General features: G+C 37.6%; 19 protein-coding genes. 11 read left to right on the top strand and 8 right to left on the bottom strand.

Annotated elements, in window-relative coordinates; translation table 11 throughout:
• Positions 1 to 128 precede the first annotated feature (128 nt).
• Both GS03_RS10275 and GS03_RS10270 read right to left on the bottom strand, forming a co-directional pair.
• The gene (locus tag GS03_RS10275; protein ID WP_136152456.1) at positions 129 to 494 is read right to left on the bottom strand and encodes a hypothetical protein; all 366 of its coding nucleotides are present in this window, start codon (positions 492 to 494) and stop codon (positions 129 to 131) included.
• A gap of 36 nt (positions 495 to 530) precedes the next feature.
• Entirely contained in the window at positions 531 to 986 is a 456-nt protein-coding gene (locus GS03_RS10270; protein WP_136152455.1) for a DUF4870 domain-containing protein, read from the bottom strand.
• 228 nt (positions 987 to 1,214) lie between these two features.
• On the opposite strand from GS03_RS10270, the gene GS03_RS10265 reads away from it, so the two are divergent.
• The 10 genes from GS03_RS10265 (at position 1,215) to GS03_RS10220 (ending at position 12,449) form a co-directional block, all read left to right on the top strand.
• Positions 1,215 to 1,670, top strand: a complete 456-nt coding sequence (locus tag GS03_RS10265; protein WP_136152454.1) for a DUF4442 domain-containing protein — start codon at positions 1,215 to 1,217, stop codon at positions 1,668 to 1,670.
• 117 nt (positions 1,671 to 1,787) lie between these two features.
• On the top strand, positions 1,788 to 2,693 hold the full coding sequence (locus GS03_RS10260) for a TIGR01777 family oxidoreductase (RefSeq protein WP_136152453.1): 906 nt from the start codon (positions 1,788 to 1,790) through the stop codon (positions 2,691 to 2,693).
• Positions 2,694 to 3,014: 321 nt separating this feature from the next.
• Complete coding sequence (locus GS03_RS10255; protein WP_246034070.1) at positions 3,015 to 3,584, top strand: nucleotide exchange factor GrpE; 570 nt, start codon at positions 3,015 to 3,017, stop codon at positions 3,582 to 3,584.
• A gap of 28 nt (positions 3,585 to 3,612) precedes the next feature.
• A complete protein-coding gene (gene dnaJ / locus GS03_RS10250) occupies positions 3,613 to 4,737 on the top strand; it encodes a molecular chaperone DnaJ (RefSeq protein ID WP_136152451.1) in 1,125 nt (374 codons plus the stop codon).
• A 162-nt stretch (positions 4,738 to 4,899) separates the two neighbouring features.
• Entirely contained in the window at positions 4,900 to 5,823 is a 924-nt protein-coding gene (locus tag GS03_RS10245) for an ABC transporter ATP-binding protein (RefSeq protein WP_136152450.1), read from the top strand.
• On the top strand, positions 5,823 to 7,121 hold the full coding sequence (locus GS03_RS10240; protein ID WP_136152449.1) for an ABC transporter permease: 1,299 nt from the start codon (positions 5,823 to 5,825) through the stop codon (positions 7,119 to 7,121). Before GS03_RS10245 ends, GS03_RS10240 begins: the two co-directional genes overlap by 1 nt.
• A 127-nt stretch (positions 7,122 to 7,248) precedes the next feature.
• Entirely contained in the window at positions 7,249 to 8,358 is a 1,110-nt protein-coding gene (locus GS03_RS10235; RefSeq protein ID WP_136152448.1) for a sensor histidine kinase, read from the top strand.
• Positions 8,351 to 9,037: a response regulator gene (locus GS03_RS10230; protein ID WP_136152447.1), complete on the top strand. Its 687-nt coding sequence runs from the start codon at positions 8,351 to 8,353 to the stop codon at positions 9,035 to 9,037. Before GS03_RS10235 ends, GS03_RS10230 begins: the two co-directional genes overlap by 8 nt.
• Before the next feature lie 102 nt (positions 9,038 to 9,139).
• On the top strand, positions 9,140 to 11,074 hold the full coding sequence (locus tag GS03_RS10225; RefSeq protein WP_136152446.1) for a KUP/HAK/KT family potassium transporter: 1,935 nt from the start codon (positions 9,140 to 9,142) through the stop codon (positions 11,072 to 11,074).
• 1 nt (position 11,075) lies between these two features.
• Complete coding sequence (locus tag GS03_RS10220; protein ID WP_136152445.1) at positions 11,076 to 12,449, top strand: outer membrane beta-barrel protein; 1,374 nt, start codon at positions 11,076 to 11,078, stop codon at positions 12,447 to 12,449.
• A gap of 1 nt (position 12,450) precedes the next feature.
• Here GS03_RS10220 and GS03_RS10215 read toward each other — a convergent pair whose 3' ends face one another.
• Positions 12,451 to 13,878, bottom strand: a complete 1,428-nt coding sequence (locus tag GS03_RS10215) for an L-serine ammonia-lyase (RefSeq protein WP_136152444.1) — start codon at positions 13,876 to 13,878, stop codon at positions 12,451 to 12,453.
• Between the two features lie 204 nt (positions 13,879 to 14,082).
• Between GS03_RS10215 and GS03_RS10210 the strand changes: the two genes are divergently transcribed.
• Positions 14,083 to 14,898: a class I SAM-dependent methyltransferase gene (locus GS03_RS10210; RefSeq protein WP_136152443.1), complete on the top strand. Its 816-nt coding sequence runs from the start codon at positions 14,083 to 14,085 to the stop codon at positions 14,896 to 14,898.
• 42 nt (positions 14,899 to 14,940) lie between these two features.
• Here the strand turns inward: GS03_RS10210 and GS03_RS10205 are convergent, their stop codons facing one another.
• From GS03_RS10205 to GS03_RS10185, 5 genes are all read right to left on the bottom strand, one after another.
• Entirely contained in the window at positions 14,941 to 18,234 is a 3,294-nt protein-coding gene (locus tag GS03_RS10205; RefSeq protein ID WP_136152442.1) for an amidohydrolase family protein, read from the bottom strand.
• Between the two features lie 98 nt (positions 18,235 to 18,332).
• Complete coding sequence (locus GS03_RS10200) at positions 18,333 to 20,114, bottom strand: DUF885 domain-containing protein (protein ID WP_136152441.1); 1,782 nt, start codon at positions 20,112 to 20,114, stop codon at positions 18,333 to 18,335.
• A 94-nt stretch (positions 20,115 to 20,208) separates the two neighbouring features.
• The gene (locus tag GS03_RS10195) at positions 20,209 to 21,999 is read right to left on the bottom strand and encodes an acyl-CoA dehydrogenase family protein (RefSeq protein ID WP_136152440.1); all 1,791 of its coding nucleotides are present in this window, start codon (positions 21,997 to 21,999) and stop codon (positions 20,209 to 20,211) included.
• Between the two features lie 26 nt (positions 22,000 to 22,025).
• Positions 22,026 to 23,207, bottom strand: a complete 1,182-nt coding sequence (locus GS03_RS10190) for an acetyl-CoA C-acyltransferase (protein WP_136152439.1) — start codon at positions 23,205 to 23,207, stop codon at positions 22,026 to 22,028.
• Between the two features lie 78 nt (positions 23,208 to 23,285).
• A complete protein-coding gene (locus tag GS03_RS10185) occupies positions 23,286 to 25,676 on the bottom strand; it encodes a 3-hydroxyacyl-CoA dehydrogenase/enoyl-CoA hydratase family protein (RefSeq protein WP_136152438.1) in 2,391 nt (796 codons plus the stop codon).
• Positions 25,677 to 25,740 lie beyond the last annotated feature (64 nt).

Genomic DNA, 25,740 nt, shown 5'->3' with positions numbered 1-25,740 from the left:
TTTTCTGATTACTAATTCGTTTTTTGTTGATGATTGAAACTGGTGATGATTGTGATTGATGATTTTGATTGATGATTTTGATTTTTTTCGCTTCGCTCCAAACAGTTCGGCAGCGCCTCGGGTGATGATTAGTCTTCGGAAACATTAACAACTAAATTGGATTGATTATCTCCAATTAACTTGATGGTATATTTTTCATTTTCTTCCATGGTAAATGCGATTCTGTTTTCACTTTCTTTCTGGATTTTTTTTGAGAATACCACTTTGTCTTTTTTGTCTGTTACAAGAACATTTAAATAGCCTTCTTCTTTTAGTTTGAATTTAAGATTGACATCAACGTCTTCTTTTGCTACAATTTCGAATTGATGATTTTCTTTTTGTAACTTAATGTTTTGTTTTTGGAAGTGATTAACTTCGATACTTTTGTTTTCCTGAGCTACCAATTTTGCGGTCATGCTCATTAACATTGCTGCGATTAAGATTAATTGTTTCATGATGATTGATTTTTGATTGATTGATTGATTGATGATTTATTTAAAAAACGGAATACTTAAAGGATACTTATATTCTTCTCCGCTTGACGCTTTCACTGCAGCATGAATGATTAGTACAAATTCTGCAACTTTCATAAAGACAAATAGGAGCACGGCAACAATTCCGATTATTACGGCTCCGGTTATGTGCTCTAAGTTTAGATGATTGATTACAAAATTATCATCATGAAAACAAGCATCAAAAGGAACATTTTTAAAAATAGTATATATAAATATTGGTATGGCGATTAAGCATAGCACAACAGTATATATAAAGATGCTCAATTGAAAATTCAATACTTGTTTTCCGTTGTAATCAATAAATTCTGATTCTCCTTTTTTTGAACTCCATATGACAATCGGAAAAATAAAATTTCCAAACGGAATAATATATTGTATCAAAGCACTAAGGTGTAAAACGGTAGCAATGTTTTTGTCATTAGTTGTTGTCATGATTTTGCTTTTTTGGTTGATTGAATTGACTGAAACTTTTAATACTATAGATAGACCATTAATTTCTTATACAAAGATACAATCAAAAAAAGGTATTATGCAATACAAAGTACTTATATTTAACAAAAAATTAACATTTTAGAAAAATGAATAATCAATGTATTTTGTTGTATTTTTACAGTAACTCGAGCCCGAAGGGCGAACTGAAAGAAGTTAAATCAAGCTCTTATGGAATTTTCTCCTGCAAAATTAAACGCCTTTTTATTTTTAAAATTACCATCTGCTTTTTGGAGTGGAGTAAGAGTAAAGTCCATTTCAAAGGAACAATGTGTTGTTACAGTCAAGCACAGATGGTTCAATCAAAATCCATTTAAGTCAATGTATTTTGCGGTACAAGCCATGGCTGCAGAATTAACAACTGGTGCATTAGTAATGATACAAATCAAAAATAGCGGTAGGAATGTCTCAATGTTGGTTGCCAATAACAATGCAAACTTTTCCAAAAAAGCCACAGGACGAATAACATTCACCTGTAATGATGGTCATTTAATAGAAGACGCTATCCAAAAAACAATTGCAACTGGTGAAGGGCAAACCATTTGGTTGAAATCTATTGGCGTGAATGAAAAAGGAGAGCAGGTTTCTGAATTAAATTTCGAATGGAGCATCAAATTGAAGTCGTAAACAAAAGTTAAACCTATTACAATTGGCTATTATTTATGAGATGTTGATTGTAACTTTGAGAACCCGAGTCGCAGCCGAACTTTATGGAGCGCAGCGGAATAAAAAAACACTTCAAAAATGACGATTCTAATTACAGGTGCAACAGGTCTAATAGGGAATGAGTTGGTAAAACTATTGTTATCCAAAAATCATTCGGTACACTTTTTAACTACCTCGCTTTCAAAGATTGAGAACAAACCTAACTGCCAAGGCTTTTACTGGAATCCGGAGCAAAGTAAAATCGATGAAAATTGTATTTATGGAGTCGATGTTATTGTTCATTTGGCCGGAGCCAATATTGCAAAACGCTGGACAAATAACTACAAACAGGAAATTATAGAAAGCAGAACATTATCTAGTGAACTGCTTTATAATTTGGTTAAAAAAAAGCCAAATCAGGTAAAACAATTTATTTCCGCTTCAGGAACGGCTATCTATCCTGAAAGCTTTGATACCGTTTATGATGAAACTGCGACAGCCACCGAAGATAGCTTTCTTTCTAATGTGGTTAAAAAATGGGAGGAAAGTGCCAGCCGATTTCAAGTTTTAGGTTTAAAAGTCTGTAAATTAAGAACCGGAATTGTCCTTTCAAATGCTGGTGGCGCTTTACCAGAAATGGTAAAACCTATTAAAATGGGTTTTGGTGCCGCTATGGGAAATGGTAAGCAAATTCAGTCATGGATACATATTAATGATTTGGTGGCGATGTATTTGTTTGCAATAGAAAATCAAATAGAAGGCGTTTATAATGCGGTAACCCCACATCCGATAAGCAATCAGGAATTAACAACTGTTATTGCAAAAACATTAAAAAAGCCGCTTTTTCTACCCAATATTCCACAGTTTGTTATGAAGCTATTGCTGGGCGAAATGAGTTACCTGTTATTTTCCAGTAAAAACCTATCTGCTCAAAAAATTATGGATAACGGTTTCCAATTTCAATTTCCCGAGATAAAGCAAGCTATTGCTGATTTATATTCATAAAAAAAGTGCTGTTGAACAACAGCACTTTTTTTACTATAAAGATTCTTGAATTAATAATTTTTTACAGCGATAAGCTAACCTGAATTGAATACTTGTTTATTTTAGAGTAACAAATTTAACCTAAACGAAATCGTAATAGTCTTAAAATTTTATTAAAGTTTTATTAAAATTTGGTTTTTAGTTTCGGCTTAAAATAATTTTTATCAAACAAAATTGAATGACAATTTGACATTTTTAAAGAAATGGCAGTACTTTTGCAAACCGAAAATCATCACTCGAGGCTTAGCCGAACTGTTTGGAGTGTAGCAACAAAAATTGAATATGAAAAATATTTTTAAAAATAAAAACTCGATGAATACTGAAAATACAGAAAAAGAAACAATTATTGATGAAAATGCATCAGATAACATTGTAAATGAAATTGAATCTGCAACCGAATTAACCGTTGAAGAAAAGCTTCAGGAAGATTTAGCCAATGAAAAAGATAAATTTCTACGTCTTTTTGCTGAATTCGAAAACTTCAAAAGAAGAACCGCTAAAGAGAGAATTGATTTGTTTAAAACTGCCAATCAGGACGTATTACAATCCTTGTTGCCAGTATTAGATGATTTTGACAGAGCAATGGTAGAAATTGCAAAATCAGACGATGATGTTTTATTGAAAGGTGTCGAATTGATTCACGAGAAATTAAAAAGCACCCTGGTTTCAAAAGGGCTGGAACAAGTTGAAGTAAGAGCCGGTGATGCTTTTAATGCTGATTATGCGGAAGCGATTACCCAAATTCCTGCACCTTCAGATGATTTAAAAGGAAAAATTGTTGACGTAATTGAAAAAGGATATAAACTAGGAGACAAAATAATCCGTTTTCCAAAGGTTGTAATCGGACAATAATTCAAGGCTAAAATTTTAGAAAAATAAGATGAGCAAAAAAGATTTTTACGAAATATTAGGCGTGTCAAAAAACGCTTCTGCTGAGGAAATTAAAAAAGCATACAGAAAGAAAGCGATTGAATTCCACCCTGATAAAAATCCGGGAAACAAAGAAGCTGAAGAAAACTTCAAAACTGCTGCCGAAGCTTATGAAGTATTGAGCGATGCCGATAAAAAAGCAAAATACGATCAGTATGGTCATGCTGCTTTTGATGGTGCTGGTGGATTTGGTGGCGGACATCATATGAATATGGATGATATCTTCAGTCAGTTTGGAGATATTTTTGGCGGAGCATTTGGTGGCAGCGGATTTGGTGGATTTGGCGGAAATTCAGGCGGACAACGCAGAATGAAAGGAAGCAATCTTCGTATCAAAGTAAAATTGACTTTAGAAGAAATTGCCAATGGTGTTGAGAAAAAAGTCAAAGTAAAACGTAAAGTTCAGGCTGCCGGCGTAAAATATAAAATCTGTTCTACGTGTAACGGACAAGGTCAGGTTTTAAGAGTTACCAATACCATTTTGGGCAGAATGCAGTCAGCTACAACCTGTCATGTTTGTGGCGGTTCCGGACAAACTATCGAGAGCAAACCAAGCAATGCCGATGCGCACGGAATGATATTGGAAGACGAAACAGTTTCAATTAAAATTCCGGCAGGAGTTGTTGACGGAATGCAATTAAAGGTTTCCGGCAAAGGAAATGACGCTCCAGGAAATGGAGTTCCCGGTGATTTAATTGTTGCCATAGAAGAACTTGAACACGAATTTTTAAAGCGTGAAGGTGAAAATCTTCATTACGATTTATACATCAGCTTTGCTGAAGCAGCACTTGGCGTTTCCAAAGACATTGAAGCTGTTAACGGTAAAGTAAGAATTAAACTAGAAGACGGAATTCAGTCCGGAAAAATTTTGAGATTAAAAGGCAAAGGAATTCCGAGTCTGAATAGTTATGGCAATGGAGATTTATTGGTACACATCAACGTATGGACACCAAAAAACCTAAGCAAAGAACAACGTCAGTTTTTTGAAAAATCTTTAACCGATGAAAACTTTATTCCACAACCTGAAAAGGGGGATAAATCTTTTTTTGAAAAAGTAAAGGATATGTTTTCATAGTTAAAAAAATATTTTTATATTTGAATGTTACTTGGAAACAAGTGACTTCTTTTTCATAGCAATTTTTCCCATCCTTTTGTAAAAATTAGGGTGGGTTTTTTTTGTAACAAATATTTTCGTTTGATTACTTATTGAGTACTTTTACAAAAAACAATACAAAGTATGAGCAATATACTTGAAGTAAACAAAGTAGTTAAGCAATATGGAGATTATACTGCGCTTAACGAAGTTTCTTTAACCGTTCCCAAAGGCAGCATTTATGGACTTCTCGGTCCAAATGGTGCCGGAAAAACTTCCCTTATTCGTATTATCAATCAAATCACAATGCCCGATGGCGGAAGTGTGACTTTGGATGGCGAAAAACTAAAGCCTGAACACGTTGCCGTAATTGGTTATATGCCCGAAGAAAGAGGTTTGTACAAAACCATGAAAGTAGGCGAACAGTGTTTGTATTTGGCACAGCTTAAAGGATTGTCAAAGCAAGAAGCCAAACAACAATTGGATTATTGGTTTGAACGTCTTGAAATTCAAGGTTGGTGGAACAAGAAAATTCAGGAGCTTTCTAAAGGAATGGCACAAAAAATCCAGTTTGTGGTTACTGTTTTGCATAAGCCAAAGTTGCTTATCCTTGACGAACCGTTTTCCGGTTTTGATCCTGTAAATGCCAATCTGATTAAAGATGAAATCATCGAGTTGAACAAACAGGGAACATCTGTAATTTTCTCAACACACCGAATGGAAAGCGTAGAAGAAATGTGCGATTACATTGCCTTAATCCACAAATCAAATAAACTGATAGAAGGCAAACTTTCTGATGTCAAAAAGCAATTCAGAAGCAATAGTTATGAAGTCGGAATTCTAAGCGATAACATTGAAGGTTTGATGTATGATTTGTCACAAAAATTCACTTTATCTCAAACTGATTTCAAATCGTTAAATGACGAATTAAAATTAGAAATTAATCTGGGAAATGCTACGCCAAATGATTTATTGAATACTTTAATTAAAAGAGGTCAAGTAACTCATTTTGTGGAAAAAATTCCAAGTATGAATGATATTTTTATCCAAACTGTAAGCGAGAAATAATGAGCAAATTAGTACTTATCATAAAAAGAGAATTTATCGCCAAAGTGCGTAATAAATCATTTATCGTAATGACTTTTTTAAGTCCGTTATTGTTTGTTGGAATTGGTGTTTTTGTTGGTTATTTAAGTACGATGAAAGCGGAGTTAAAAACCATTGCCGTTCATGATGAAACCGGAAGATTCGTAAATGAATTCAAAAACGATGAGGAATACAAATACGTTGATTTATCCACAGTCGATTTAAAAGTTTTAAAAGATAGTATCGTTAGTGAAAGCTATGAAGGACTTTTAATCATTCCGAAAGCCGAAAACAATGCCCAACTCCAAAAAGGCATTCAATACGTTTCCAACGACAGTCCAAGTGTTTCCTTTACCGAAGATTTAGAAGATGTTATTGCCAAAAAAATCACTGCAGAAAATTTCCAAAAAGCTGGCTTGGATACATTAGCGATTAAAAATGCTAAAGCAGATGTTTCTATCAATTTAGAAAAAGCGTCTGGTGAAGAAGCGCTTAAAGGTCTAAACGAAATCAAAATCATTATTGGCGGTGCCTTTGGTTATCTTATTATGATGTTTATCATTTTGTATGGAAACATGGTGATGCGAAGCGTAATTGAAGAAAAGACTTCCCGAATTATTGAAGTTATAATTTCATCGGTAAAACCATTCCAATTGATGATGGGTAAAATCATCGGAACATCTTTAGCCGGAATTTTGCAGTTCCTTATTTGGGCTATATTGGGTATGGCCGCTATGTTCATTGTGTCAAGCATGTTTGGAGTTCAAATGGGAGCATCAGCAGGTGCACAGGCTCAGGCAATGGAAACTGCACAACAAGCTAGTAATATTGGAATGTATATCAAAGAATTGTGGAATCTGCCAATTGCAACCATCCTGATTTCTTTTATCATTTATTTCATCGGAGGTTACTTTTTATACAGTTCGTTTTATGCTTCTATTGGTGCAGCTGTTGATAACGAAACTGACTCACAGCAATTCCTGTTACCAATCATTATGCCTTTGATATTAGGTGTTTACATAGGATTCTTTACCGTTATGAATGATCCACACGGGACAGTTGCCACAGTATTTTCAATGATTCCGCTAACGTCTCCGATAGTGATGATGATGCGAATTCCGTTTGGAGTTCCGATGTGGCAGATTATCTTATCAATGGTAATTCTATTCAGTACTTTCTTTGGAGTAGTTTGGTTTGCAGCCAAAATTTATCGTGTCGGTATTTTGATGTATGGCAAAAAACCAACATGGAGAGAATTGATTAAGTGGCTCAGATACTAGAATATCAGGCCTGACAGGTTTTCAAAACCTGTCAGGCCTAAATCTTTATAAAATCTTTATGCTTTCTGTAACTTCCCTTATATTCTGCTTATAACGAATGCCGTAACTTTGTCAAAAATTAAAACCAATGGACAAGTTAACGTTAAAGAACCTTAAGAATCAATATCTTATTAGCTTCTTATCAGTTGCTGCAGTTTCTTTTTCCTGCCTAATCGTAAGAGATGTTATCGATTATAGAATAGTTGGTTATCTTTTATTGGTGGTAGTATCATTACTGGCAATTTTTCTGGAAATAAAACCGGTTTTATTAGGAGCCGTTTTGAGTGCATTGGCTCTGGACTTTTTTTTTATTAGACCTTACTATACACTTCATGTTGATAGTGCAGAAGACGGATTATTGTTAATCTTATTTTTCATTATAGTATTGATAAATGCTGTATTGACAATTAATTTCAAGAGAATGCAGCGTGCTATTCAAGCCAAACAAACTAGAGCAAGCACATTAAAGTTATACAATACGTTATTGGATTCTCTTTCGCACGAATTGCGTACACCAATAGCTGCTATACTGGGTTCAATTGATACGTTGCAACAAAGAAATGTTACGCTTTCAGCCGAAACGCAGCAAAAATTGCAAAACGAAATCGAAAAAGCTTCGATGAAACTGAATTATCAGGTAGAGAATCTTTTGAATATGTCCCGATTAGAATCAGGTTATATTCATCCTAAATTGGACTGGTGCGATGTAAAAGAGATTATTTACAATGTTTGCGACCGATTGAAGGAAGAAACCAAAGATCATAAAATCATTTATGTTATCGATGATAATCTACCGCTTTTCAAACTAGATTATGGTTTGATGGAGCAAATTCTGTACAACCTGATTTACAATGCCTCGCAATACACTCCAAAAGGTGCTAAAATCCAAATCGAAGTCAAATATGAAATTGATGCCGATTACGATATGCATATCGATGTGGTAAAAAAATGCATTATTACTATTTCTGACGATGGCCATGGTTTTCCTGAAGCCGAGATTGATAAGGTATTTGATAAATTTTACCGTCTGCAAAATTCAAAAACCGGTGGAACAGGTTTAGGGCTTTCTATTGTAAAAGGTTTTGTGGAAGTCCAGAATGGAACTATAAAATTAAGCAATGCCGAAGAAGGCGGAGCTGTTTTTGAAATGGTTTTTGCTGTCGATTGCTTACCAACAAATACTGTAGAAAATGAGTAATAATTTCTCCATATTGGTCATTGATGACGAAAGTCAAATCAGAAAGCTTTTGGAAATCACTCTTGAAGCTAATGGATATAAACTGCTATTTGCGGTTAACGGAAAAGAAGGCATTACAATGTCGGCTAGTCATCAGCCTGATTTGATACTATTGGATTTGGGTTTGCCTGATGAAGACGGACAGGTGATTCTGAAAAAACTGCGTGAATGGTATCAGCATCCGATTATTATTTTATCGGTAAAAAGTACTGAGGAAGAAATCGTAAAAGCATTAGACAGCGGTGCCAATGATTATCTGACAAAGCCATTCCGTACTCAGGAATTATTAGCCCGAATCAGAACAGCTTTACGAAATAAAACAAGCGTGAACAATGAACTGACCATTTCATTTGGAAACTGTTCAGTAGATTTAGCTTCGCGTATTGTAAAAGTAGCTAATGAAATTATCAAACTCACAGCAACAGAATATAATCTGTTGACATTATTAATCAGAAACGATGGTCGTGTATTAACGCATCAATATATTTTAAAGGAAATCTGGGGCCAAAGCTATGCAGACCAAACGCAATACCTAAGGGTCTTTGTAGCACAGCTCCGCAAAAAAATTGAAGAAGATGCCAACCGTCCGAAATTCATTGTTACCGAATCGGGTGTAGGTTATCGCTTTAATTCCGGCTAATTAATTTAATCAAAATCATCTAAAAACACATTTTGTGAAAACCACTTTTGGTCTTCGCCCAGGCATTCGCATGCCTAAATTTAACTAAAAATCAATAATAAAATGAATACAACTGTAAAACAAAAAATTACCGCAGCTTCGCTCTTAGTCGCACTCGGAATCATTTATGGCGATATCGGAACCAGTCCGTTATACGTAATGAAATCCATCATTGGTGATAGAAGCATAACCGAATTATTAGTCTACGGTGGCATTTCCTGTGTCTTTTGGACATTGACATTTCAAACCACTATAAAATATGTACTGTTGACACTTTCTGCAGACAATCATGGTGAAGGTGGTGTGTTTTCGTTATACGCTTTAGTAAAAAGATTTGGCAAAGGAAAATTAGTGATTCCAACTATTCTCGGAGCAACGACACTTTTGGCAGACGGAATTATAACGCCGCCAATTTCAGTGGCATCAGCAGTTGAAGGCTTGGAAACCATTGTACCCAATTTGCCAACAATACCAATTGTAATCGCTATTCTCTCAGGCTTGTTTGTTTTCCAACGGTTTGGCACCCAAAGAGTAGGTTCCATTTTCGGACCGGCGATGGTCGTTTGGTTTACAATGCTGATGGTTTTAGGATTATTACAAATCATCCATCATCCTGATATTTTGAAAGCACTTAATCCGGTTTATGCTTACCGTTTGCTTGTGGAATATCCTCATGGGTTTTGGTTGCTAGGCGCTGTATTTCTTTGTACAACCGGTGCAGAAGCATTGTATTCTGACCTTGGTCATTGCGGGAAAGAGAATATCAGAATCACTTGGGTTTTTGTTAAAATAGCATTGGTTGTTAATTATTTAGGACAAGGAGCGTGGTTGATGCACCAAGGAAACGAATTCCTAAACGGACAAAATCCGTTTTATTCGATTATGCCACAATGGTTTTTACTCATCGGAATTGTTATAGCCACTTTGGCAGCGATTATTGCTTCTCAAGCTTTGATTAGCGGTTCGTTTACTTTGATTAACGAAGCCATTTCTTTGAACTTTTGGCCAAGAGTCGCACTGAAAAATCCAACGAATTTAAAAGGACAAATCTACATTCCATCGGTCAATACGATACTTTGGATAGGCTGCATTCTAATGATTTTATACTTCAAAAACTCCGCGCACATGGAAGCCGCTTATGGTTTTTCTATCACTATTGCCATGTTGATGACAACAGTTTTATTGTCTTACTATTTGATTTTTATCAAAAAAGTAAAAATGAGTTGGGTAATCCTAATGCTCATGGTTTTCTCAGTCATTGAAGTTTCCTTTTTTGTGGCCAATATTGTTAAAATCAAAGAACGATGGATGTTTCTGTTCTTCGAGCTGTTCATTTTTATGGTGATGTATGTGTGGTATTATTCCCGAAAAATCAACAATCGTTTTCTGAAGTTTGTCAACTTATTTGAACTGACACCCAAGTTAAACGAGTTGAGTAAAGATGATGCTATCCCGAAATATGCCACTCATTTAATTTTCTTATCCAAAGCAAATAAAACATACGAAATAGAGGAGAAGATTATCAAATCCATATTTGCCAAAAAACCTAAACGTGCCGATGTGTATTGGTTTCTTCATATCAACAGAACCAATGAACCTTTTACGCTTAATTATGAAGTCATTGAATTGCTGGATGACAAAGTAATTAAAGTGGTGCTAAATTTAGGATTTCGTGTGCAGCCAAAAGTTGAATTGTATTTCAAGAAAATAGTTCAGGAATTGGTGGAACGCAAGGAATTGAATTTACATATCCGACCTGATGGTTCAACAAAATACAATGCTGAACCCGATTATAAGTTTGTCATTATTGAGAAATTCATCTCTGTCGAGAACGAATTTGCTTTGAAAGAAGGTTGGTTATTAACTTCCTATTTCTGGCTCAAAAAACTATCGCTCTCTGACGAAAAAGCTTTTGGCTTAGACCGAAGTGATGTAAAAATTGAAGAATATCCAATGGTGTATTCTCCCGTGACTAATTTAGAATTATGCAGAAAATAAAATGAAAAATATTATAATTGCCGTAACCGCTTTAACCGCTCTAAATTGCTTTGCGCAAAATGACACCATAACTTCCAAGATTCCTTTTGATGGCATGGATTTGACTTGGATAAACGGTCAGAATCGCCAAAAGCATTTCCCGCTAACGCTTAAAGACAAAGAAGAAACCATATTTACCGGTGTTGCTTATTTGGACACTTATTACAATTATAATTTCGCCAATCCGATTGACAATACCCAAACCATTTCTTCCACGATTGGTCGACACAATGAGTTCACGGTAAATCTTGCCAGCATTGGTGTGGAAACCAATTATAAGAACGTCATAGGGCGTCTTTGGCTGCAATACGGACAAATGGGTTCGATTGTTCAGGATTCAGATGGTTCGGTAAATCACGGTAGAAATACGAGCATCAATAATCTGAAATACATTCGAGAAGCAGCAGCCGGTTATCACTTTGATATGTTGTATGGTTTGAATGTCGAAATGGGAATCTTTATGAGTTATATAGGTCTCGAGAGTTACATCACGCAGGAAAATTGGAGTTACCAACGAAGTATGGTTTGTGATTTTACGCCTTTTTATTTCTCAGGTGCAAGAGTTCAATTGTATCCGTCTCAAAAATTTAAAACCGAATTGTGGCTGCTCAACGGCTGGCAAACCTATAATAGTTCAAGCAATGGCTTGGGAATAGGTAGTTCCAATTATTATCGTCCGAATGAAAACTTACAATTGGTGGCCAATTTTTATTTCGGAAAAGATACCCAAAACCCTGACGAATTTGGCAATCAATCTAATCGCAAACGCTTTCATCATGACAATAGCATTGTAGCTCGTTATTATAAAAATCCAAAGGCTAAAGGTATTTCGCAAGCTGCTTTTAGTATCAATTCCCATTATGGTTTTCAAAGCAATAATGAAACTAATGATAAGGTAAAAGCCTCGGAAAACTTTATGATTGGTACTTCGATTGCGAATAGAATTTGGTTTCATCAAAACAAATTGGCGCTAACCCTACGTGGAGATTATCTAACCAATCAATCGGTGGTGAACAGTGTGAATGTATCACCTTATTTAGCTTTTACTCCAGCTGTTTCGGGTGATGTTCCCAATAATTTTGATTTGGCTATAGCCAATAACGAGAAGTTGAGATTATTCCAGTTTACGTCTACTTTTGATGTAATGCCAAGTGATTATGTAACGTTTCGATTGGAATATGGTTATCGTTCTGCTTCGGTTCCATATTTTACTTCTTCCGGTGGTACCACTTCGCCAAGCGGTTATGTCAACGGCCCGGAAGGCACAACGCCTTGGGCAGCTGAATTAATGAAAAAAGAACACAGAATAACTTTGGCTGTTAATTTCAGATTATAGCTTAACAATCCGCCATATTTACCGCTACAGCTAAACCTCCTTCGGAGGTTTCTTTGTATTTGGAATTCATGTCTTTGGCAGTTTTCCACATGGTTTCGATGACTTTGTCTAACGGAACTTTAGCATTTTTAGCATCGGTTTCCATAGCCAATTCCGCTGCGTTGATGGCTTTGATTGCACCCATAGTATTGCGTTCAATACACGGAATCTGAACCAAACCACCGATTGGATCACAAGTCATTCCAAGATGATGCTCCATGGCAATTTCGGCAGCCATCAATACTTGGTCAGGAGTGCCACCCATCACTTCACACAAAGCTGCTGCGGCCATAGCTGACGATACACCAATTTCTGCCTGGCAACCGCCCATAGCTGCGGAAATAGTTGAGCCTTTTTTGAAAATGCTTCCTATTTCTCCGGCAACCATAAGGAATTGCTTGATTTCTTTTTCTCCGGCCTGATGATTTTCGATAACTAAATAATACATTAAAACAGATGGAATTACACCCGCACTTCCGTTGGTTGGCGCGGTTACAACTCTTCCTAATGCTGCATTTACTTCATTGACAGCCAAAGCAAAACAAGAAACCCATTTCAATATTTGTCGAAACTTAACTTCTGTTTTTCGGATGGTTTCCAACCATTCTTGTGGATTGTTATAATTAGCCAAGCCAATTAATCCCTGATGCATATCAAAAGCGCGTCGTCGTACATTTAATCCGCCTGGTAAAATACCTTCCGAGTGACAGCCAATGTACATGCATTCTAACATCGTATGCCAAATACGCATTAATTCGTGATGAATTTCTGCTTCGGGACGCATTGATTTTTCGTTTTCGTATACGATTTCAGAAATCGATTTGTTTTGTGTAATTGTATATTGAAGTAATTCTTCGGCGTTTTGAATCGGAAACGGAAAAGCACATTTGATTTCCATTTTCTTTTTGGCATTTACACGTTCTTCTTTTACCACAAATCCGCCACCGATAGAGTAGAAGGTGGAAACATATTCTTTATCGTCATTCAAATAAGCAGAAAAAGTCAATCCATTGGCATGAAAAGGAAGAAAGTTTTTATTGAAAACAATGTCCTGCAGAAAATAGAATGGAATAACGATTTTGTTCGCTAAGTTGATTTCGTTTTTAGTCTCGATATTTTTGATAATTCCGTCAATGTCCTGAACCGGAATATACTCAGGATCTTGTCCGCTAAGTCCAAGCATAATGGCCAAATCTGTGGCATGACCTTTTCCCGTTAAGGAAAGTGAACCATACAAATCAACTTTGACACGGGTTACTTTATCGAGTATGTTTTCTGTTTGCAATTCGGATAAAAAGCGTTCGGCTGCACGCCAAGGTCCAAGTGTGTGGGAACTTGATGGTCCAACACCAATTTTAAGCATATCAAATACGGAGATGCATTCTTCCATAAAGCTATATCGATTTAGTTGGGCAAATATAGCCAATTCCAGCTTAGGATTTAGCCATCAATCTCATAATTTAAACAGCCATTAAGACCAATATTGCAAACTCTTTTTCAAATAATATTGAATTGTGGAAAATTATAATATTTTTGTTTCCAAAGTCTTTGTGTGATAAGGCTCAAATTAACGTCAAGATTTCAAATCATAATAATGAAAATAAAACATTCTCTTAAAACGTTGAATAATTTGCTAAAAGCATTTGAAAAACAGCCAAAATTATTCAGACAAATATTCAGAAACGTTCCAACGACCTGCAGCGCTTATGAATATTCTAAATCCTATAAAGATGTTATACCTGAAAATGATGTGATAAAAACAGCCCATGAAAATCCGTTATGGGATTATTTTCAGAATCACAAAGAAGGACACGGTATATGGAAATGGGAGCATTATTTTGATGTTTACCATAAGCATTTTGCAAAGTTTATCGGAAAAAAAGTTGATGTTTTAGAAATCGGTATTTATAGCGGCGGAAGTCTTGAAATGTGGCGCTCTTATTTTGGAGACAAATGCCATATATATGGAATTGATATTGAAGAGGCATGCAGACAATACGAAAATGATTATGTATCCGTATTTATTGGAGATCAGGAAAGCAAGCCTTTTTGGGATGATTTCAAGACAAAGGTTGAAGGAGTTGATGTACTTATTGATGATGGTGGACACACACCGGAACAACAGCAGGTAACTTTAGAGCAAATGCTGCAGCATATTCGTCCCGGAGGCGTTTATATATGTGAAGATATTCACGGAAACTTTAATAAATTTTCCACCTATGCTGCCGGACTTGTGAATGAATTAAACAGTATGGGGAATAATAGCCAGTTCCAATCGGCTATACATTCCATTCATTTCTATCCTTACATGCTAGTAATTGAAAAGCATGCCGTAAAGCCTAAAAAACTGAATGCCCCGAAGCATGGAACTATATGGCAGCCGTTTTTTATCGGTACCAATAACGAATAAATAAAAAGCCCTTGTTTTAAACAAGGGCTTTTTATTAGAAGTTTAATTTTTCTCATGGATAGCACCACAACAATGTTGGTGCATAAAGCTATCACTTTCTTCATGCCAAGGAAAAGCCGCATTGTATTTAGAATTTTCCCAATAGAAGTTACCACGTTTTTTAGGTTCGTTGCCCACTTCGTTCATTGTTTCAGTTTCATACATTCTTCCGTTTGCAATGGTATAAATAATGGTATTTGAGTTTTGTATGTTATCCAATGGATTTTTGTCTAAGACTAAAACATCGGCTAATTTGCCTACTTCCAGTGAACCAATATCTTTACCGGCACCAATATAATTAGCTGCGTTTATTGTAGCGGTTTTCAAGGTTTCAATATTGCTCATACCTCCTTGATTAATGCTCCACAATTCCCATTGCGCTCCCATTCCCTGCAATTGTCCGTGAGCACCCATATTTACTTTTACACCGCTATCGGCTAATGTTTTTGCCGTTTTAGACGTTAAGATATGATCGTTTTGATAATCTTCTTCCGGAGCCATAATACGGTAACGTGAACGGGAATCAATGATACCTCTTGGTGTGAACTTCAGCAATTTTTTGTTTTCCCAAACATTGGTTTTTTGATACCAATAGTATTCGGCATTCAAACCACCATAGTTTACAATAAGAGTAGGCGTGTATCCCACACTGCTTTTGCCCCACAATTCTAAAACATCTTTATAAACTGGTGTGATGGGAATATTGTGTTCAATTCCGGTATGACCATCAATGATCATGCTCAGGTTGGTAAAAAAGGTAGAACCGCCTTCAGGTACAACATTAATGCCTTCTTCGCGCGCTGCTTGTAACACTTGTTGGCGTTGTTCACGACGTGGCTGGTTATAACTTTTAACCGATAGTGCGCCAAAAGCTTTGGTACGTTTAATAGAAGAACGGGCATCATCCAGTTTGTTAATCACAGCTTTAAAATCGCCATCAGCACCATATAAAATATAACCGGTCGATAAAACTCTTGGGCCAACCAAAGCACCACTTTTTACCATTTCAGAAAGTGTAAAAATAGATTCAGTATTAGATGACGGATCATGTGATGTGGTCACGCCAAAAGCCAAATTGGCATAAAACTGCCAGTTTTGCTGCGTAGTCAAGCCGTATCGGAATGCGCCAATATGTGCATGTGCATCAACCATTCCGGGCATCAGGGTTTTATTTGTCATATCATAAACACGGGCATCTGCCGGAACTGCTACTTCTCCAGTTTTACCAATAGCTTCAATACGGTTTTGGTTAATGATTAGTGTTCCTTTTTCGATAACTTTATCACCTTCCATAGTGATGATAAGTGCGTTTGTCAAAGCAATGCGTCCTTTTGGTTTATCTGTTTTAGATGTTAAGCCAATTTTGATTCCGGCATCTTTTGGTTGCTCAACTTTAACCGGTGAACCTTCCAAAAATGTAAAACGGTCTTTCAGCGCACTGTTATAATAGGTTTCTCCCAAAGTATACATCACATTTTTACTGTCTGGTGACCAATGCAAACTGATACCAGCGTCTTTTGTCAATTGGGAAACTGGAACGGCTGTAGATTTATCATCCAAATCAACCGTTTGACCATTGATGTTTAAAGGCGCTACATAACCTTTGTGCAAGAGCGTAAAAGCAATCCATTCGTTATTTGGACTTGGCACTAATCGATTGGCATATTTTGATTTGATATGACTGCGTTCGTCTTTTCCGTTAAGGTCAATACTTTTTAATTCCTTAGTTAATTCGCCAAAAAAGACACCACCTGTTTGGAAGAAAATACGTTTGCTGTCTTTTGTAAATACAGGATATTCGCCACTTGCAGAAACAAATTTCACATTTCCACCTGTAGCATTCATAGTATAAATTCCGGGTTTTTTGCAAAAAGCATAACCTTGATCAATGTTACCGTCTTCTTTGAGATAGGTTATCATTTTGCCATCAGGCGAAAGATTAGGTGTTCTGAAAATGCCCTTTTCAGTAGTTAGTTTTACCGGATTTTTTCCATCAATGCCTACTTTTCTAATAGCGCCAAGGTTAGCATCATTCCATGTTACATAAACGATTTCTTTTCCGCTTGCCGAAAATGTTGGTTCCGCTTCAAAGTCGGTTCCCGAAGTCAGTCGTTTTGGAGTTCCGTTTGGCATAGCTTTTGTCCACAAATATCCCAAAGCTCTGAAAACTACTGTTTTTCCATCTGGAGAAGTAACAGCATCCCGTATCATTTTTACGGTAAAATCATTATCTGCAATTCGGGTATCAAAATGTACTCGGTCTGCAACATCAATAGCAACATCAATCGTAAACGGAATAGGAGTAACCGCTAAAGTTTTAATGTCAATCTTTTGAATATGTCCGCCAGCCCAAAACACGATAGCATCATTAGAAGGCATCCAGCTAAAGTTAGGATAAACACCAAACAATGTCCAGGCGGTTTGTTGGTCTTTGTCCAATTTATCGTAGATTGGCCATTCTTCGCCTGTTTCTAAATCCTGTATGTATAAAACCGTTGTGGCACGTACTCGTTTTACAAAAGCCAACAATTTTCCATCACGTGAAATCTGAGGACGTGCTGCACCTCCGGGACCACCGGTTAGTCGGTCTGTTTTTCCGGTTTCAAAATCATAGCGGTTAACAACAAAGATTTCTTTATTTGGGTCTTTATTGTATTGAAAAAAACCACCCGGATAAACATCTTCACTGTAGTACATGTATTTTCCATCAGGAGAAATTACAGGTTCGTTGACATCTTGCTGGTCGTTTTTACGTTTTGTTAATTGTACTCCCGAACCACCTGAAATATGGTATTGCCACATTTCACCGGCACCTAAAGAACGTTGTGAGGTGAAGTGTTTTTTGGCAACCAAATAATTCCCGTCAGGCATCCAACAGGCATTGTTTACCAATCTAAAATCTTCTTTGGTTACTTGTTTGGCATCAGTGCCATCGGCTTTCATAACCCAAATATTATCGCCACCACCAGCATCACTGGTAAAGGAAATATGTTTCCCATCCGGACTAAAGCGCGGTTGTATTTCAAAAGGAATTCCGGAACGAAGCACAGTGGCTTTGCCACCTGTTATCGGCATATTGTAAATATCGCCCAGCATATCAAAAACAATAGTTTTCCCATCTGGACTGACATCGAGGTTCATCCATGTGCCTTCGGTAGTAGTAAAATTTTGTTTTTTGTAGTTAAAGCTGTCACCTGGTTTGGCAACATCCCATTTTGGTTCTTTGCTTTCCTCTTGCGCATTTATGCTAACGGAAATAAATGAAAGTGTGAGTAAGAAGGATATTCTTTTATTCATATGAAGTTGGTGTTTGAAAATTTCCTGATAAATATAAGAATAAAAAAACCATTCGGGTATACGAATGGCTTTTTCAGATTATTTCGGACTTCAGAAAGTTATTGTGTTTTTACCCATTCGGCCATATACATTTCTAATACATTTAGCGGCATACTTCCGCCTTGCAGTAAAGCATCATGAAAGTTGCGCAGGCTGAATTTGTTACCCAATTGTTTTTGATATTTATCACGAAGTTCTTTGATTTTTAATTCACCTGTTTTATAGGCTAACGCCTGACCTGGCATAGCCATATAGCGTTCAATTTCTGCAGTTGCTGTTTTTTCTGCTATGGCTTCGTTGTCCATCATATATTTAATGGCATCTTCACGAGTCATCATTCCTGTATGTAAACCGGTATCGACCACTAAACGAATGGCTCTGTGAATTTCCATACCATAGGCACCCATTTTTTGATAAGGATCAGTATAACAACCCAGTATATCACCCAATGATTCCACATACAATGCCCAACCTTCTGAGAAAACCGGGAAGTTGGCAAAGCGTCTAAATGATGGTAAGGACTTATTTTCCTGCATTAATGATATCTGATAATGATGTCCTGGAATGGCTTCGTGGATGAAAGTTGCCTCAAGCGCAAAGTTGGTTACGTTAACTTTAGTCGGGTCAACAATTGGGAAATAATAAATGCCTGGGCGTTTCCCATCAGCGGAACTGCGGTTGTATTGTGGCGCTGCAGCAGCGGCTCTAAACGCCTCAACTTCTCTCATTTCAAAAGGTGTTTTTGGCTCCATGCTAAAATATTTGCTCAAATAGGGCTTAACTTTTTCGAGCACAGCACCATTGGCATCCAATACTTCCTTATTGGTTTTAAAAGGCATGAACTGTTTGTCTGTCTGCATAAAGTTGAAGAGTTCTTTGAGTGTGCCTTTGAATCCTATTTTATCCTTTAATCTTTCCATTTCACCTGTGATTCTTTTAACCTCTTTTAATCCGGTTTGGTGCACGTCTTCAGGTTTTGTGCGTTGCGTAGTGAAGAAATAGATATTATAGCGATAAAAGGCATCACCATTTGGCAAAGCGGAAATACCGCTAGTGGAGCGAGCCGCATTCATATATTCGCCCGCAAAAAAATCGCACATTCTTTGATAGGCCGGAATTAATTTGGTGTTGATGGCTTCTGTATACGCTTTTGTTAATCTCGCTTTTTCTTCAGTAGTAAACGTTACTGGGAAATTGTTTATCGGTCCGTAAAAGACATTTTTTGCAGGGTCTTTCTCTGCTAAGCTTGTGTACTGAGGAACCATTTTGACCACCAAGGCTTTTGGCAAAACCATACCTGATTTGATTCCTTTTCTGAAATTGGCAATTGTCGTATCTGCGTAAACCGTGAAAGCATCGATACGCTCCAGCCAGTTTTCATAATCTTTTACCGTTTTGAATGGTTGGTTGCCTTTGCCATTTCCCAATTGTCCCATCGTTAGCGGCAAGGCAAAAAATTGTGCAAAAGGCATTCTCTCTCTGTGGAATTGCTCGGCTTCTAATTCTCTGGCGAGTACATCTTTCAAAATGTAATAGGAGATTTTGTCCTCTGCATTTAGCTGGTCAGGCTTGAAATTATTTAAACTTTTCTGGTATTTGGTATTCAAATCATGTGTTTCTTTTAGAAATGCCTGGCTTCCGTCGTTTGGAAGCAAATTGTTATAACGTTCGTCACCGCTTGAAGTTGCTTCGAGAGGAAATAGTTTAAGCCTTTCCTGATAGTAGTTTTCAAATAACTGATGAAGCGCTTCGTTCTTAACAGTGTTTTGTGCCATTGATTTGGTACCCAATAAACAAAAAACGAGTAGGAGCAGTGAGATGAACTTTGTAGTGTACTTCATAAGTATTTGATTAAAATAAAAGATTAGCTAATGTACAAAAAAAAGACCACCTGAATATTCAGATGGTCTTCTCAAACAATTAACTTAATTTAAACTAAAAACAATAACTATTTTCCGCCACTAATTTTGTTGTGATTGTTTCTCTCAATCCCACAATATTAGGCATGTTGGTATATTTTGTAAAACGACGTAATCCCATTAGCATCATGCGTTGTTCATCGCCTTCGGCAAAAGAGATAATGCTTTCTTTTCCTTTTTGGGTAACTACATCTACGGCTTTATATAAGTATAATTTGGCCATGGCGATTTGCTCTTTAACGTTGGCTTCACCTTCTTTTTTAGCCAGCTTCTCTGTACGCAAAATGGTACTTTCGGCCATATAGATTTCTATTAAAATATCGGCGGCGGCGGTTAATAACTGTTGGTGTGCATCTAAATCAGGACCGTATTTTTGAACGGCACCGCCAGCAACCATAAGGAATGCTTTTTTCAATTTGCCGATAAGTTCTTTTTCTTCTGAAAATAATTCTGAGTAATCTGGTGTGTCAAATGACGGAATGCCCATTAATTCTTCCTGTACTTTCGATGCTGGTCCAAGTAAATCAACGTGGCCTTTCATCGCTTTTTTGATTAGCATTCCAACCGATAACATTCGGTTGATTTCGTTTGTGCCTTCATAAATACGCGCAATACGCGCATCACGCCAGGCACTTTCCATCGGTGTATCTTCTGAGAATCCCATTCCGCCATAGATTTGAATTCCTTCGTCAGCACAGTTCTGAACATCTTCAGAAACGGCTACTTTTAGGATTGAACACTCAATGGCGAATTCTTCCACACCTTTCAATTCCGCTTCGTGATGTGAAGCTCCTTCGGCTTCTCGTAATTTGATACGGGTTTCAATGTCTTTGGCAGCACGATACGTGGCACTTTCTCCGGCATAAGCCGAAGCAGCCATTTCGGCTAATTTATATCTTATAGCTCCAAAACTTGAAATCGGAACATTAAACTGAATTCTTTCGTTAGCATAATTCACCGCATTGGAAGTCACACGACGTTGGGCATCCAAACAGGCGGCAGCCAATTTGATACGACCAACATTTAACGCATTCATAGCAATTTTAAAACCTTCACCACGACCGGCCAGCATGTTTTCAACCGGAACTTTAGTATCAGCAAAGAAAACCTGACGTGTAGAGGAGGCTCGGATTCCGAGTTTGTGCTCTTCTTCATTCATAGTGATTCCGTTACTTGGATCATTTTCTATAATAAAGCCAGTGATGTTTTTATCATCTTCGATTCGGGCAAACACGATGAATAAAGAGCAGAAACCTGCATTGGATATCCACATTTTTCCTCCTGTAATGCTGTAATATTTTCCATCAGGAGATAAAACTGCTTTTGTTTTTCCTGAGTTGGCATCAGAGCCTGCACCTGGTTCTGTTAAGCAATACGCACCAAACCATTCGCCTGAAGCTAATTTAGGTACGTATTTTTGTTTTTGTTCTTCCGTTCCGTATAAGGTGATTGGCATCGTTCCAATTCCGGTGTGCGCTCCAAAAGCTGTCGAAAACGAACCCGTTGCTCCCGAAATATAGTCGCAAACAAGACACGTATCCACGAATCCCATTCCCATTCCGCCATAAGCTTCAGGAACAGCAACGCTAAGGAATCCCATGTCACCGGCTTTTTTCATCACTTCTTCAGTGAATGCATAATCTTTTGCCTCAAAGCGATTTTTGTTTGGCCAGATTTCTTTGTCAACGAATTCCTTAACAGAATCACGCATCATGATTTGCTCTTCTGAGAAATCTTCCGGTGTGAAAACGTCTTCACATTTTGTTTCTTTTACGAGGAATTGTCCTCCACGAGTTATATCGCTCATTTCGTTATTTTTTTATAGTTGGTTGATTATAATAATTCGTAAACTCCTGCCGCACCTTGTCCGGTTCCGACGCACATAGAAACGATTCCATATTTATCGCCACGGCGTTTCATTTCGTCAAATAATTGCACTGATAATTTTGCTCCGGTACAACCTAGTGGATGACCTAAAGCAATCGCACCACCATTTACATTGATAATATCCGGATTTAATCCTAATTCTCTTGTAACCGCTAAAGCTTGTGAAGCAAAAGCTTCGTTTAGTTCAATTAAATTGATGTCGTTTAGTTTTAAACCAGCTTGTGCCAATGCTTTCGGAATAGCTTTCACCGGACCAATTCCCATGATTCTTGGTTCAACACCCGCTGCGGCATAGCTAACCATGCGCGCAATAGGAGTGAGGTTTAGTTCTTTTACCATGTCTTCGCTCATGACTAATACAAAAGCGGCACCATCACTCATTTGGGAAGAGCTTCCTGCCGTAACACTACCATCTGCCGCGAATACCGGTTTCAGCTTTGCTAAAGCTTCTAAATTGGTGTCTGCTCTTGGACCTTCATCTTTGGTTACTGTATAGGACTTGGTTTCCTTTTTACCATTTTCATTTATGAATGTTTGGTCGATGGTAATCGGAACAATTTGTTTGTCGAATTTACCTTCGGCTTGTGCCTTAATAGCTTTTAGATGTGAGTTCAATGCAAACGCATCCTGATCTTCACGTGACACATTGAATTTTTTGGCAACCGCTTCCGCAGTCAATCCCATTCCCCAGTAGTAATCTTCATGACCTTCGGCTGCGACTGCATAATCGGGAGTTGGTTTGTAACCACCCATCGGAATAAAGCTCATGCTTTCGGCTCCACCGGCGATGATGCAGTCAGCCATGCCACTTTGGATTTTAGCCGTTGCCATGGCAATCGTTTCCAATCCCGAAGCGCAATAACGGTTTACCGTTACACCCGGAACATCGGTTACTTTTAATCCCATTAACGAAATCAAACGCGCTACATTTAATCCTTGTTCGGCTTCAGGCATGGCGTTACCCACCATGACATCGTCGATTCTTGTTTTGTCGAAATCAGGCAGTTCATTCATCATAAACTGTATGGTTTCTGCAGCCAATTCGTCGGGACGCTTGAAACGAAAAACTCCTTTTGGTGCTTTTCCTACTGCGGTTCGATAGGCTTTAACTATATATGCTGTTTTCATGTTTTGTATTTATGTCGTTCCTACGGAACTTTATTATCTTAATTGTTTTTTGCTACCCATATATAATCCCTATGGGATTTAGTTGCGTAATGGTTTCCCTTTGGTTAGCATGAATTGGATTCTTTCCAAAGTCTTACGTTCTGTACATAAACTCAAGAATGCTTCTCTTTCAATATCCAATAAGTATTGTTCTGATACCAAGGTTGGTTCTGATAAATCACCACCAGCCATTACGTAAGCTAACTTATTAGCAATCTTTTGGTCGTGTTCCGAAATGTATTTACCGGCTACCATTTGGTCGGTTCCAACCAAGAACATTCCCAATGCTTGTTTGCCCAGCACTTTTACATCCGTTCTTCTAATAGGTTGGGTATAACCCGCTTCAGCCATTAGCAATGCGTGTTTTTTAGCTTCTGCAATTTGTCTGTCTTTGTTGACTACGATGATGTCTTTTCCTTTTTGTAAAACTCCGGTATCAAAGGCTTCATAAGCTGAAGTTGATACTTTTGCCATAGCTACGGCTAAGAAATATTCCTGCAACACATTCAACTCCACATCATTCTTCCGGAATAAATCAGAAGCACGCAATGCCATTTCTTTAGAACCACCGCCGCCGGGAATTACACCTACACCAAACTCCACCAAACCGATATAGCTTTCGGCTGCAGCAACCACTTTATCAGCGTGTAAGGTCATTTCGCAACCGCCACCTAAGGTCATTCCGTGAGGCGCAACAATTACAGGGATTGATGAATAACGCACACGCATCATCGTGTCCTGGAACATTTTGATTGCCATGTTTAGTTCTTCGTATTCCTGTTCAACCGCCATCATGAAAATCATTCCAATATTGGCACCGACAGAGAAATTGGCTCCCTGATTTCCGATAACCAATCCGCTGTACTCTTTTTCGGCGATGTCGATTGCTTTGTTGATTCCGACTAAAACGTCACCACCAATCGTATTCATTTTAGATTGGAATTCTAAATTCAGGATTCCGTCTCCTAAGTCGTGCAATACAGCACCGCTGTTGCTCCACACTTTTTTGCTTTCGCGGATGTTGTTCAGGATAATGAAACTGTCTTGTCCCGGAACTTTAGTTTGCGATTTTGTTGTGATGTTATAGTAATACGTATTTCCTTCTTTTACAGTATAAAAGCTGGTATTACCTGAAGTGAACATTTCGTTTACCCAGGCTGCCGGTTTTAATCCTTCGGCATCCATTAATTCAATTCCTTTTTGGACACCGATGGCATCCCATATTTCAAATGGTCCGTTTTCCCAACCGAAACCGGCTTTCATAGCATCGTCAATTTTGTAGAAATCGTCTGTGATTTCGGGAACACGGTTAGAGCAATAGGCAAACATCGCAGCAAAATTCTTTCTGTAGAAATCACCTGCTTTGTCTTTTCCCTTTACTAAAACTCTAAATCGGTCAATTGGTTTGTCAATCGTTTTTGTCAATTCCAATGTAGCGAAAGAGGCTTTTTTTGCCGGGCGATATTCCATCGTATCTAAATCCAAAGACAAGATATCTTTATCTACTTTTTTGTAGAAACCTTGTCCGGTTTTGCTTCCCAGCCATTTGTTTTCCATCATTTTGTTGATGAAATCCGGAAGTTTGAATAAATCATGCGCTTCATCATTTGGGCAGCCTTCATACAAACCGTTTGCCACATGAACCAACGTATCCAAACCAACCACATCAACGGTTCTGAACGTAGCTGATTTTGGTCGGCCAATAACAGGTCCGGTTAACTTATCCACTTCTTCAATGGTTAAGCCCATTTGTTTTACCAAATGAAACAAACTCTGGATTCCGAAGATTCCGATACGGTTACCAATAAACGCCGGAGTATCTTTGGCTACGACCGAAGTTTTACCCAAATATTTTGAACCGTAATCAAACAGGAAATCCAATACTTCCTGCGAAGTATGTGGACCCGGAATGATTTCAAATAACTTTAAATAACGGGCAGGATTGAAGAAGTGCGTGCCACAGAAATGCTTTTGGAAATCTTCGCTGCGACCGTCGCTCATAAACTTAATTGGAATACCCGAAGTGTTTGAAGTCACTAAGGTTCCCGGTTTTCTGAATTTGTCTATTTGTTCAAATACCAATTTCTTGATGTCCAAACGCTCTACGACCACTTCGATAATCCAATCGTAGTTGGCTATTTTAGCTATGTCATCCGTAGTATTCCCGGTAGTAATTCTACTGGCAAACTTCTGACTGTAAATAGGAGATGGGTTCGACTTCAACGCATTGGCTAAATGCTCATTCACAATACGATTGCGAACGGCTTTACTCTCGAGCGTTAATCCTTTTTTTTCTTCGATTTCAGTTAGCGCATTCGGAACGATATCCAAAAGCAATACTTCCAAACCGATGTTAGCAAAATGACAAGCAATCCCTGAACCCATGATTCCGGATCCGACTACTGCCACTTTTTTGATTGTTCTTTTCATATGTTGTTTGTTAAAGATGATAGATGAGAGACTCTTTATTGCGGATTGTCTATTATCTATCCGT

Source organism: Flavobacterium sangjuense (assembly GCF_004797125.1).
GTDB lineage: Bacteria > Bacteroidota > Bacteroidia > Flavobacteriales > Flavobacteriaceae > Flavobacterium > Flavobacterium sangjuense.
Note: the sequence above shows the minus strand (reverse complement) of the source record. Positions and strands in the feature narration are given on the sequence as shown.